This window comes from Brachybacterium sp. FME24, assembly GCF_014897705.1.
Lineage (GTDB): Bacteria > Actinomycetota > Actinomycetes > Actinomycetales > Dermabacteraceae > Brachybacterium.
Window position 1 is genome coordinate 110,797 of sequence record NZ_JABUXV010000008.1, and the last position, 11,625, is coordinate 122,421.

Sequence of the window (11,625 nt, forward strand, 5' to 3'; positions counted from 1 at the left end):
CTGATGCTCCGGGCGGATCCTCCGGACTGCTCCCTGCGACTCACTCGCTCCAGGCGTCCGGATCCACGTCCTCGGGCTCGATGTTCAGCAGAGAGCCGATCTGTTCGGACAGCACCTGTCGCACCAGCGTCTCCAGCTCCTGCTCCCCGGCGCACCGGGTCTGGAGGGGCCGGCGGTAGACGATCACCCGCGCGGGATGCTCCCGGGTGGGGGGAAGTGCCCGACCCAGCAGCACGCTCTCGTCATCCCAGGGAGCAGGGTCCGACGGGGGCACCTCCTCGACCAGCACCTGCAGATGGGCGAGGCGACGCGGGAAGCGTTCGGCGAGGGCGGCACCGGCATCGGCGACGGTGTCGTCGAACTGCTCCTTGCGCGTGCGGTACCCGGGAAGATGCGGAGGGATCAGGTCCCATCGGCGTCCACGGCCGCGACGATCACGACGCCGTGCGCCCGGTCGCGGTCCCGGCGTCCCCGGGCGGAGCGGCTCGACATCCATGGGGTCACCCTAGCGCTCAGCGTGACGTCGGAGCCGGCTGGGGCGCGCCGCCGACGCTCCGGTGCGCCACCTGCGTACACTGCTGGACGTGCCAGCTCGTGAATGCTCCAGAACCGCCTGCTCGCGACCGGCCGTCAGCTCGCTGACCTTCGTGTACGAAGACTCGACGGCGGTCCTGGGGCCCTTGTCGCGCAGCAGTGAACCACACGCCTACGATCTCTGCCGCGAGCACGCGACCCGGATGACGGCGCCCCGCGGCTGGGAACTGCTGCGGGTGGCCGGCGGCGGGGAGGCGAGCGACGATCTCGTCGCCCTGGCCGACGCGGTGCGTCACCGTCCCGCGCCGACGCAGCAGCCCTCGCCCCCGGCACCGGGCGACCCGCGGGGATCCGCCGACCAGGGTGGGCAGTCCGAGCGCCATCTGCATGTCGTCCGAGGCACGGATGACTGAGCGGACCCCCTCGCAGCCCCGATCCTCCGGTGCCCTCGCCGATCTCTCCTCGATCGTGAAGGCGTACGACGTGCGCGGCATCGCCGGTGAGCAGTTGAGCATCGACGTGGCCCGCGCTCTCGGCGCCGCGTTCGCGGACTTCCTGTCTGCTCCGGAGCTGATCGTCGCCCATGACATGCGCGTGAGCTCGCCGGACCTCTCGCGCGCCGTGATCGAGGGCGCCGTGCGCCGCGGCGCGATCGTCGCCGATGCCGGTCTCTCCTCGACCGATCAGCTGTACTGCGCCTCCGGCCTGCATCGTGCGGCCGGCGTCATGGTCACCGCCTCCCACAATCCCGCCGCGGACAACGGCCTCAAGCTGTGCTTGCCCGGCGCCCGCCCGATCAGCCGCGACACCGGGCTCGAGACGATCCGGCTCGGTGCCGAGGCATACCTCGCCGCCGGCGAGGTCCCGGAACGCGGCGACGGACGTTCGGAGGCCCTGGACACCCTCTCCGACTACGCCCGGACCCTCCACGACCTGGTGGAGATCCCCGCCCGTCGTCGGCTGCGGATCGTGGTCGACGCGGCCAACGCGATGGCCGGGCACACGGCCCCAGCGGTGCTGGAGACCCTCGACCACCTCGAGATCATCCCCCTCCACTTCGAGCTCGACGGCACGTTCCCGCACCATCCCGCCGACCCGCTGAACCGAGACAACCTGCGTGACCTGCGCGAGGCGGTCGTGCGCGAGGGCGCCGACCTCGGTCTGGCCTTCGACGGGGACGCGGATCGGTGCGTGGTCCTCGAGGAGAACGGCGTCCCGGTCCCACCCTCCGCCCTCACCGCGCTCATAGCTCGCCGCGAGGTGGCACGTGCCCGCGCAGGCGGCGAGGAGCGGCCGGTGGTGGTCGCGAACCTGGTCTCCTCCCGCCACGTCACCGAGACGGTTCTCGAGGCCGGCGGAGAGGTGGTGCGATCTCCTGTCGGACATTCGCTGATCAAGGCGATCATGGCCGAGCAGGACGCCGTGTTCGGCGGGGAGCACTCGGCGCACTACTACTTCCGGGACTTCTTCTTCGCCGACTCCGGCATGCTCGCCGCCCTGCACGTGCTGGCCGCGCTCGCAGAGACCGACGGGCCGCTGTCCGCGCTGGTCGCAGAGCACGACCCCTACCCCTCGAGCGGGGAGGTCAACTCCCGAGTGCAGGATGCGGCCGCCGCGCGGGAGCGCGTGAGGGCGCACGCGGGCACTCTGCCCGGTGCAGAGACGGACGATCTGGACGGTCTCACCGTCGTGCACTGGGACCAGGATTCCCGACCCGAGGAGCGCTGGTGGTTCTCCCTGCGCTCCTCGAACACCGAGCCGCTGCTGCGGCTGAACGTCGAGGCAGAGCTGGAGACCACGATGACCCGGATCCGGGACGAGATCCTTGCGATCGCACAGGATGAGGACCTCGCGAAGCCGATCGCGTCCGAGCCGAGCGTGCCAGGTACGAGCAGCGCCGAGCCGGAGGCGACTCCGGCCGAGGGCGGGGAGCTACCCGCGGGTGCCAGCGGCGCCGATGTTCCCAGCTGGGTGCGTTCTCGGCTGCGGTGCCCCGATTGCGGGGGCGAGCTGCGCGATGTCGACGCAGCCCTGCAGTGCGTGCGCTGCGCCCGCCGCCATCTCGTCGAGGGCGGGATCCCGGTACTCATCGCCGGTCGCCACCAGGTCCCGACGGACTGAGCGACCCTTCCCGTGGGCCCGGCCCTGAGCACAGGGTGACCGGTGCGGGTGCGTCCGGATCTCTCGGTCAGACGGTGAACGGCACGGTGCGGATCTCGGCGGACAGCTCCCGCTGTCGTTCCTGGCTCCGCCGCAGCCGCACCTCGTCCCGACTGGATCTCTCCGCCACCACCGCGGCGAGGAACTCCTCGGGGTCCGTCCCGGGGGGCGGGGCGGGCGCGATGTGGGGGAGGGTGCGCCGCAGCAGGTCCCTGGACAGCTGACGGCGCGACTCGGGGTTGATCGTGGTGGCACGGGGCAGGAAGGATCGAATGTCCTGCATGAGGGTCACCGGGAGCCGACCGACGTCGGCGGCCGCAGCCCAGTCGCTCAGCGAGGCGGGCACCTCGACCCGATCAGGCTCCGCCGCAGTCATGCGTTCCTGGATCACCATGGTCCCGGCCAGCAGATCACCCACGCGGCGCGACCGGCGGTCGATCACCGAGCAGGTCAGGGCGAGGGACCCGGCCGTGGACCAGATCTCCAGCATCGCCATCACCGCACGGATGATGCTCTGGCGCACATGCACCGGCCCGCCGTCGTCGCGCACCACCCGGGTTCCCATCACCAGGCGCCCCACGGAGCGACCGCGCAGCAGCAGCTCGCACAGCACCGGATAGCCGACATAGGCGGTCACCGACATCGTGACGATCGCGGCGGCGATCAGTCCGGCATCGAGATCCGCGCGCTCGGCGACGAAAGCCACCGCAACGCTGCCGCCGACCAGGATGCCGAGCTGCAGAACACCGTCGATCGCGGCGGCGAGCATGCGGGAGGCGAAGGAGGCCGTGCGCAGGTCCAGCAGCACGGCGTCCCCGGTGATCAGCGCCTCGCGGTCGGTGCGTGCCGAGACCGGTGCTGCGGAGCCCATCATTGCCATGGCCCCATCCTGACAGCAGACGACGCCGTCCCTCAGCGCCGAGCGTCGGCTTCCGGCCCCATCCCCTCCGACTTTCGTCGGCCGTCGCGGAGGGGGCAGGGACTCTACCCTGAGGCTGTGGACACCGACGCATTCATCGCCGTGCACCGATCGCAGTGGGAGCGACTCGGGGTGCTGACCCGCGCCAGGACTCTGGACGCTGCCGATGTCGAGGAGCTGCTCTCGCTCTATCAGGAGACCGCCACGCATCTGTCCACCGTACGGTCCACGAACCCGGATCCGGCGCTCACGGCGCGGTTGTCGCTGCTGGTCCACCGTGCGCGGCTGCGGATCACCGGAGCACGCATCCCCCTGTGGAAGCATGCGCGCACCTTCGTGTGGGAGGACCTCCCGGCGGCGCTGTACGAGGCGCGCTGGGCCGTCGCGCTCGCGAGCGCGATCTTCCTGCTCTCGGCGATCGTGTCCGGCGTGTACTTCGGCATGGACCCTGTCGCGCGGGGGCTCGTGGTCCCGGAGGCCGCCCAGCGCTCCCTGGCCCAGCGTGACTTCGTCACGTACTACTTCCAGGGCGAGGCCTCGGGCTTCGCGGCACAGGTATGGACGAACAATGCCTGGATCACGGTGCAGGCGGTCGTCTTCGGCGTGACCGGCTTCTGGCCGGTGATCATGCTGCTGCAGAACGGCCTCAACATCGGTCTGTCCGGTGGAGTGATGAGCGCCTACGGGGGTCTGGACACCTTCTTCGTGTTCCTCCTGCCGCACGGCCTGCTCGAGATCACCTCCGTCCTGGTCGGCGCCGGCGCCGGACTGCGCACCTTCTGGGCCTGGGTGCGCCCAGGACCCCTCCCGCGACTGTGGGCGCTGTCCCGCGCCGCCCGCTCTCTGGTCACGGTTGCGATCGGCCTGGTGCCGGTACTGCTGGTCTCCGGATTCCTCGAGGCGTTCGTGACCCCGAGCTCACTGCCGCCCGCCGTGCGCATCGGCATCGGCGCTCTGGCGTGGCTCGCCTTCCTGGTGTTCATGCTCGGGCGCGGGCGCCAGGTCCACCGGCAGGGGATCACCGGCGACCTCTCCGAGGATCTGGTGGGAGACGCCGTCGCCACCGCCGGGTGAGCCGTACCCTTCACGGATGCAGCACAGCAGCTTTGAACGCGACTTCGCGGCGTACAACGGCGCTCAGAGGGGCAGGGCGGTCAGACCACTCGCCCGTCGTGCCGTGCAGGAGGCGGGGTCCCGACCGGAGAGATCAGTGCACCCGGCGATCGACCTGGGCAGCGGGGTCGGCGTCGAGAGTCGATTCCTCGCGGAGAACGGGTACACGGTCCACTCCTTCGACGTGGACCCGAGCGTCGCGGCGGCGATGGGCGATCTGTCCGCGAAGCTCCCCGTGCACCACACCACGACCGACCTCGCCGAGATCTCCTCGCTTCCCGACGCGGATCTGATCCTGGCCTGCATGTCGTTGCCGTTCGTCCGCCAGGAGGCCTTCGACGACCTGTGGCGCATCATCCGGCGCGCACTGCGACCGGGCGGCATCCTTGCCGTCGACCTCTTCGGCGACCGCGACGACTGGGCCGGGACGGATGGCACGTTCCTGACGCGCGCCGACACCGATGCGCTGCTCGTGGGCCTCGAGGTGATCAGCCAGACGGAGGTCGAGCGGGACGGCACGTCGTTCCGCGGGCCCAAGCACTGGCACACCTACCAGGTGATCGCGCGCCGACTCTGACCAAGCACCCTTCAGAGCCGGCCGGCAGCCTTCAGCGCGAGATAGGCATCGGCGAGGGACTGCGGGGCGCGATCCGGCGGAGCGTCGACGACGTGCGCGCCCACGCGCTCCAGCGCTCGCGAGACCCCGGCGCGCTCGGCGCGCGCCTGCTCGGCGGCCGCTGCCCGGTAGACCGTCTCCAGATCACCGCGACCAGCGGCGAACGTCTCGAGCGACGGGTCGGCGATGGAGGCCACCACCAGTGGATGGTTCTTGGCGAGCCGGGCCGCGACCGGGAGCAGACCGGTGTGGACCACGGACCCTTCCACGGGGGTCACCAGCACCACGAGCGCACCACGGCGGGCGCGAGCGGCGATGGCGGTCGCGGCGAGCTCCCAATCGGTCTCCACCAGGGCCGGATGCACCGCGGCGGTGGCGGTCACCATGTCGTTCAGGACCTTCGTCCGGGTCGACCCGAGCACCGAGACATGCGTGATGCGGTCGATGCACAGAAGGTCGACGCGGTCCCCGGCCTGACCGGCGAGCGCGGTCAGCAGCAGGGACGCGTCGAAGGCGGAGTCCAGGCGGGTCGAGTCCCCGAGCCTGCTCGCCGAGGTGCGAGAGGTGTCCACCACGATCAGCACGTGCCGGTCCCGCTCCGGACGCCAGGTGCGCACCACGACACTGCGCCGACGCGCCGTGGCACGCCAATCGATCGAGCGCACGTCGTCGCCGTCGACGAAGTCCCGCAAGGAATCGAACTCGGTGCCCTGGCCGCGCTGATGGACCGCGGCGAGGCCCTCGATCTCCCGCAGCCGTTGCACGCGCGAGGGCAGATGACGGCGGGATCCGAAGGGATGCAGTGCCAGCAGCCGGCCGGGGGCATCGGCCCGTGCGGTGCGCCGGGCGAGTCCCAGCGGGCCGCGGGAGGCGATCAGCAGGGTGCGCGAGGAATGCTCGCCGCGACGGGTCGGCGTGAAGGACTGCGCGATCGCGCGACGTTCGAGAGCCGGGACCCGCAGCTCGCTGCGCTGCCGCAGGAGGCCCGCGGTCGGGTTCCAGGCGTCGCGCACCTCGAGGTGCGCGGTGCGGCCGGTGGGATTGATCAGCAGCAGTCGCCCAGCGACCTCGTTGCCCAGCCGCACCTGTATCGGGGCCTCCCGGCGCACTCGGATCGCCGCGGGGTCCGGGGCTGCGAACGCGTCGATGAGGACCACTGCGGCCCACACCAGCAGCAGCGACAGCAGCACCCACCAGATCGGCCACAGCACGATCACGGGCAGGGCGAGCAGCGCGGCCAGGGCCGCGCGCGGGGTCAACGAGATCCTCATGCAGCGGGCCTCAGCGGGGTACCGGCACGGAGGCGAGGGTCGCGGCGAGCACGGACTCGACCTGGGTCCCCTCGAGCTCGGACTCGGTGGTCAGCCGCACGCGGTGCGACAGGGTGGCCGGGGCCATCGTCTTCACGTCGTCAGGCGTGATGAAGTCGCGCCCGGTGAGGTACGCCCACGCACGGGAGGTGCGCAGCAGAGCGATCGCGCCGCGGGGAGAGACCCCGAGGGACAGGCTGGGGGAGCGACGGGTGGCTCGGCAGACGTCGACGATGTACTGCACGACGGGGTCCTCGGCGACGACTCGGGCGACGTCCTGCTGCGCGCGGTGGAGGGAGGGCACATCGACCACGGGGCCCAGGCCCATCGCGGCGAGATCCGTGGTGTCGAAACCGTCCGCATGGCGACGCAGCACATCGATCTCGACCTCGCGGTCCGGCAGCGGCATGACTGCCTTGAGCAGGAAGCGGTCCAACTGCGCCTCCGGCAGGGTGTACGTGCCGTCGAACTCGATGGGGTTCTGGGTTGCGATGACGAGGAAGGGATCGGGCAGGGGGCGGCTCGCCCCATCGACCGTGACCTGCCGCTCCTCCATGGCCTCGAGGAGGGCGGACTGCGTCTTGGGCGGCGTGCGGTTGATCTCGTCGGCCAGCAGCAGGTTCGTGAACACCGGGCCCTCGCGGAACACGAGGTCGCTGGTGGTGTTGTCGTAGATGAGGGAACCGGTGATATCGCCGGGCATCATGTCGGGCGTGAACTGCACGCGTCGCATCCGCACATCGATCGCGGCGGCCAGCGACCGCACCAGGAGGGTCTTGGCGACGCCGGGAACGCCCTCGAGCAGCACGTGACCGCGGCAGAGGAGCGCGACGACCAGGCTCGTCACGGCTGCGTCCTGGCCGACGACCCCTTTATGGATCTCGGCGGAGAGACTCTGCAGCTGGGTGCGGGTGTCCTGGTCGACGTCGGGCGCCGGAGCCGGGGGACCCGTCGAGCCGACCTCCTGCGCTGCGGCCCGCTCAGGGGCCAGCGCGGTGGCAGGTCGGGGGGTCGGGGCGGCACCCGGGGTGGTGTCGGTCATCGGTCGATCTCCTTCTCGAGTCGGTCGAGGTCCTGGGCGAGTCGCACGAGGTCCTGGTCGCTGGTGACGGGGGTGGGGCCGAGCAGTTCGCGCAGCTGTTCGGCTGAACGGTCGACGTGGGGAGCGAGCGTCGCCAGGAGACCGTCGAGCGAGGACTCGTGGCGAAGCCCGAGGCGGTCCGCGAGGCGGGTGGCGGCAGCGGAGCGCAGGGCGGTCGCGGCCGCGTCGCGTGAACTGGACTGCTGCAGCAGGCGGGCCCGGCCGAGCACGATCTCCTGCGGCCGTACCGTGACCGGCAGCGGTTCGACGACCACGGGGCCGAAGCGGCGGCCGATCGCCACCAGGGAGATCGCCGCGACGGTGAGGATCCAGAGCGCGAGAGGGCCCGCCCACCGGGGCAGATAGGCCAGCAGCGTCTGACCTGAGGCGCCCATGGGATCACCCTTGGAGGGGACGTACCAGGTCAGCTCGCCGGACTCGCTGAGAGCATTGAGCACCAGGGCGGAGTTGTCGGCCTCCGAGATCCCGTCATTGGTCACGAGGTCCGCACTGCCCAGCACGAGGATTCCCTCCACCTGCGCCACCAGGGCTCCCTCCCCAGCGGCGAAGCACCCTTGGGCGCTGCCCTCCGTGCGATAGAGGGTGGAGGCGCCGTGGAGCCCGTCCGCGCCGGGCACGTGCACCCTGCGGGCCTCGTGAGCGAGGGCACTGCAGTCCGGACCCGCCTCCACATCGGTCGCGGTGCGGACCGAGCCGGTGGGACTGATCTCAGGCGTGAAATAGGAGAGAGTGACGAAGTCCGGCTGGACCAGCACGAGCTTGCCTCCGCCGTCGACCTGTGCCTCGGCGAGGGCCGTGAGCTGCTCGGCCGACAGCCCACTCGGCGCGGTGACCAGCACCGTGCGTCCCGAGCGCACCGCATCGGCGGCGTCGGCCGTGTGACGGTTCACGTCGACGTCGACATCGAGGTCCTCGAGCACCTGCACGACGGCCTTGGAGCCCTGCCCGGTGGGGGCATCAGGTTCCAGCGGGCCGTCGCGGTAGAACCCGCGGGCGACGGCGGCGAGCACGGCGGCGATCACGGCGAGCGTGACCAGGACGGTCAACCAGGGGCGACGGCGCTCGGCCCGGGAGTCCGCAGTCGCGGGCGGTCCCCCGGGGGTGGGACCGGCGGCGGCAGGCGCCGGGGCGATGCGAGGCGAGGCAACGACGTTCACGCACCTGCTCCTGTCCGGGAACGGTCGTGGTCACCCAGCGGATCGGAGGACTCTGCGGCGTCGGTGTCGGAGAGATCGGGTGCCGACTCGGAGATGTATTCGGCCAGGCGCAGCAGGTCGTCGGCCTGCTTGGGGGAGGGCTCGCGATGGGAGTAGGCGGCGGTGTCGAAAGCATCGGCTCCGCGCAGCAGGCGTCCGCGCAGGTCCGGGTAGGACCGGGCGGCCCGGCCTGCGGCTTCGTGCGCGGTCATTCCGGCGGTGACGTCCAGCAGGGTGCGGACCTCGAGGTCCCGTACCAGGGCGCGAAGGGCCAGCACGGTGCCGTCGTCGAGCTGGCCCGCGGTGATGGCGCTGCGGGCCGATGCTCGCAGTTCGGCGGCGGTCAGGACGGGTTCGGCATCGAGCTCGGTGGCGACGGCGAGGGTGTGGCTGCGTCGGATCAGACCGGTGCGGCGCAGCACCAGGACCGCTACGACCAGCAGCACGAGGAGCAGCAGCACAGCGATCCCGGCCTGCGCCGCCGAGGAGCCGTCGATGCCGTCGACGAGATCGGCCAGCCACCTCTCGATCACCCCGAGCAGCCACTGAATGAAGCCGGGGGAGTCGTCGTACTCGGCCTTGGACAGTTCGTCGAGCGTGCGCGAGCGCGCCTCGTCGGGGTCCAAGGGCGGGGGGCCGGCCAGGATCATCGCACGCCGTCCGTGGTCCAGTTCTCCCGGGCCTGACGCGTGAGCTCGATGTCCCAGGCCTCATGGCGCATGCGGTTGTCCGCGTAGAGGGCTGCGAAGCCGGCGGAGAGGAAGGGGGAGAGCATCACGGTCGCGAGGTAACTGCCGACCATCGAGAGGATGGTCAGCACGGTCATTCCCAGCACCAGCGCCTGCATGGAGCTTGCCAGCAGGATCACGAGGTACGCGATGAAGGCGACGGTGCCGAACACTCCGGTGATCACCTGGGTGCCCCCGATGTAGGCGAGGAAGAGCACCAGGCCCACTCCCAGCACGCGCCACAGCTTGCGGCCGCGGGTCATGCGGAAGGAGCGCCGGATCGATCCGAGGACCCCCGTGCCCTCGACGACCAGGGCGGGGATCGACAGCAGAGTGCGGGCCCAGATCCAGAACGCGGCGAGCATGCCCACCACCAGGCCGACGAGGATCGCACCGATCGTGAACACGTTCGGCTCTTGGACGAGGATGAGCGGCAGGGCGCCCAGCACCGCGGGGACAGCGAGCACGACCAGGCTGAGCAGGCCGAGCAGGAAGCTCACGGCGATCGCGGGCAGTGCCAGGCGTCGCGTCTGCTCCCACATCTGGGGGCCGCTCACGCTGCGTCCGGTCGCCTCGCCGATCGCGACATAGGTCAGGGCCACGGTGACCAGGGAGGCCGCGAGCATCGTGACGACCCCGGTGATCGCGGAGGACCCGATCGTGAGCAGCGCATCGGAGGCACCGAAACTGCTGGTCGACGCCGCGGTGGGATCGTCGATCATCGCCTGCATATCGCCGAACAGAGGGATCATCCCTGCGCCGGTGGTGACGGTCAGGATCACGAAGGCGACGCCGTAGACGGCTGCGGCCAGACTCAGCACCGTCTTCGCGCGCAGCCGGTAGATGCGCACGGCCGCCCCGAACACCTCGCCGAAGCTGAGGGGGCGCAGCGGGAACAGGGGGAGGTCCTGGACCAGCTCCCGATGGGGACCGCTGTGCGGGGACGCAGAGCCGTTCGGTCCGGTCGGCGCAGGGCCCGAGAAGTCCCCGGACGCGTCGGGCGCGGGCTGATCGGTGCCCTCGGTCGATCCCGGTGCGGTCCAACTCGTGCTCATCGGTCCTCCTGCTGCTCGTCCCCGTCGCTGCCGTGGCGGCGGCGGGGCGCCGAGAGATTCGACGTCCTGCAGGACAACCTACGGACCCGGGGCACGTTCACCGATCCGACGAACGTCGATGACCTCGCATCTTCCGGACACCCCCTGCCGGGGCGTATGCACGGACCAGGTGCCGCCCGGTGGCACAATGACCTCCATGACGACGCCTTCACGGATCCTCGTGGTTGACGACGACCAGGCGATCGCCGAGATGGTCGGCATCGTTCTGCGTGGAAAGGGCTACGAGGTCGCTACCTCGGCCGACGGTGCCTCCGCACTGGAGACCTTCCCGCGGCTTCGACCCGATCTGGTCCTCCTCGACCTCATGCTGCCCGGTATGGACGGCATCGAAGTATGCCGTCGCCTGCGACGCGAGTCCGGGGTGCCGATCATCATGCTCACAGCGCGCACCGATACCGCCGATGTGGTCGAGGGCCTCGAGGCCGGGGCCGATGACTACCTCACCAAGCCCTTCGAGCCCGAGGAGCTGGTGGCGCGCATCAAGGCGCGCGTGCGGCGCGTGGATCCGCCCACGACGGAGCAGCTGGTGATCGGTGATCTGATGATCGACGTCGACGGTCATGAAGTGCGCCGCGGCGAGGAGCTGATCTCCTTGACCCCGCTCGAATTCGACCTGCTCACCCAGCTCGCCCGCAAGCCCTGGCAGGTATTCACCCGCGATGTCCTGCTGCGCGACGTCTGGGGGTATCGGCACAGCGCTGATACCCGCCTGGTCAACGTCCACGTCCAGCGTCTGCGCTCCAAGATCGAGCACGATCCCGAGAACCCGAGCATCGTCGTGACCGTTCGGGGTGTCGGATATCGCGCAGGAGGCGCGCCCTGAGTGCGTCGG

12 protein-coding genes are annotated in these 11,625 nt (G+C 70.8%); 5 read left to right on the forward strand and 7 right to left on the reverse strand.

Annotation, left to right across the window (positions count from 1 at the left end; genetic code table 11):
* Positions 1 to 40: 40 nt before the first annotated feature.
* A complete protein-coding gene (locus tag INT51_RS10720) occupies positions 41 to 496 on the reverse strand; it encodes a metallopeptidase family protein (RefSeq protein WP_193105292.1) in 456 nt (151 codons plus the stop codon).
* Between the two features lie 88 nt (positions 497 to 584).
* On the opposite strand from INT51_RS10720, the gene INT51_RS10725 reads away from it, so the two are divergent.
* On the forward strand, positions 585 to 947 hold the full coding sequence (locus INT51_RS10725; RefSeq protein ID WP_193105293.1) for a DUF3499 domain-containing protein: 363 nt from the start codon (positions 585 to 587) through the stop codon (positions 945 to 947).
* Complete coding sequence (locus INT51_RS10730) at positions 940 to 2,655, forward strand: phosphomannomutase/phosphoglucomutase (RefSeq protein ID WP_193105294.1); 1,716 nt, start codon at positions 940 to 942, stop codon at positions 2,653 to 2,655. Before INT51_RS10725 ends, INT51_RS10730 begins: the two co-directional genes overlap by 8 nt.
* Positions 2,656 to 2,722: 67 nt before the next feature.
* On the opposite strand, the gene INT51_RS10735 is transcribed toward INT51_RS10730, so the two are convergent.
* A complete protein-coding gene (locus INT51_RS10735; RefSeq protein WP_193105295.1) occupies positions 2,723 to 3,574 on the reverse strand; it encodes an RDD family protein in 852 nt (283 codons plus the stop codon).
* A gap of 117 nt (positions 3,575 to 3,691) precedes the next feature.
* Between INT51_RS10735 and INT51_RS10740 the strand changes: the two genes are divergently transcribed.
* Together INT51_RS10740 and INT51_RS10745 are read left to right on the forward strand one after the other, a co-directional pair.
* Positions 3,692 to 4,687, forward strand: a complete 996-nt coding sequence (locus INT51_RS10740; RefSeq protein ID WP_193105296.1) for a stage II sporulation protein M — start codon at positions 3,692 to 3,694, stop codon at positions 4,685 to 4,687.
* 16 nt (positions 4,688 to 4,703) lie between these two features.
* Positions 4,704 to 5,303 (forward strand): bifunctional 2-polyprenyl-6-hydroxyphenol methylase/3-demethylubiquinol 3-O-methyltransferase UbiG, encoded by a 600-nt coding sequence (locus INT51_RS10745; protein ID WP_193105297.1) that lies wholly within the window; start codon positions 4,704 to 4,706, stop codon positions 5,301 to 5,303.
* Between the two features lie 11 nt (positions 5,304 to 5,314).
* Here INT51_RS10745 and INT51_RS10750 read toward each other — a convergent pair whose 3' ends face one another.
* The 5 genes from INT51_RS10750 to INT51_RS10770 are packed head-to-tail and all read right to left on the reverse strand — an operon-like array spanning position 5,315 to position 10,733.
* The gene (locus tag INT51_RS10750) at positions 5,315 to 6,613 is read right to left on the reverse strand and encodes a DUF58 domain-containing protein (protein ID WP_193105298.1); all 1,299 of its coding nucleotides are present in this window, start codon (positions 6,611 to 6,613) and stop codon (positions 5,315 to 5,317) included.
* Between the two features lie 10 nt (positions 6,614 to 6,623).
* Entirely contained in the window at positions 6,624 to 7,694 is a 1,071-nt protein-coding gene (locus INT51_RS10755; protein ID WP_193105299.1) for a MoxR family ATPase, read from the reverse strand.
* Positions 7,691 to 8,911, reverse strand: coding sequence for a DUF4350 domain-containing protein (locus INT51_RS10760; RefSeq protein ID WP_304502159.1), 1,221 nt, complete (start codon positions 8,909 to 8,911; stop codon positions 7,691 to 7,693). Before INT51_RS10760 ends, INT51_RS10755 begins: the two co-directional genes overlap by 4 nt.
* Complete coding sequence (locus tag INT51_RS10765) at positions 8,908 to 9,600, reverse strand: DUF4129 domain-containing protein (RefSeq protein WP_193105300.1); 693 nt, start codon at positions 9,598 to 9,600, stop codon at positions 8,908 to 8,910. The genes INT51_RS10760 and INT51_RS10765 overlap by 4 nt, the downstream gene beginning before the upstream one ends.
* Complete coding sequence (locus INT51_RS10770) at positions 9,597 to 10,733, reverse strand: glycerophosphodiester phosphodiesterase (protein ID WP_193105301.1); 1,137 nt, start codon at positions 10,731 to 10,733, stop codon at positions 9,597 to 9,599. Before INT51_RS10770 ends, INT51_RS10765 begins: the two co-directional genes overlap by 4 nt.
* 187 nt (positions 10,734 to 10,920) lie before the next feature.
* Here INT51_RS10770 and mtrA point away from each other — a divergent pair, with 187 nt between their 5' ends.
* Positions 10,921 to 11,616 carry an MtrAB system response regulator MtrA gene (gene mtrA / locus INT51_RS10775; RefSeq protein ID WP_304502160.1) on the forward strand — a complete coding sequence of 232 codons (696 nt, stop codon included), beginning with the start codon at positions 10,921 to 10,923 and terminating at the stop codon, positions 11,614 to 11,616.
* The last annotated feature ends 9 nt before the right edge of the window (positions 11,617 to 11,625 follow it).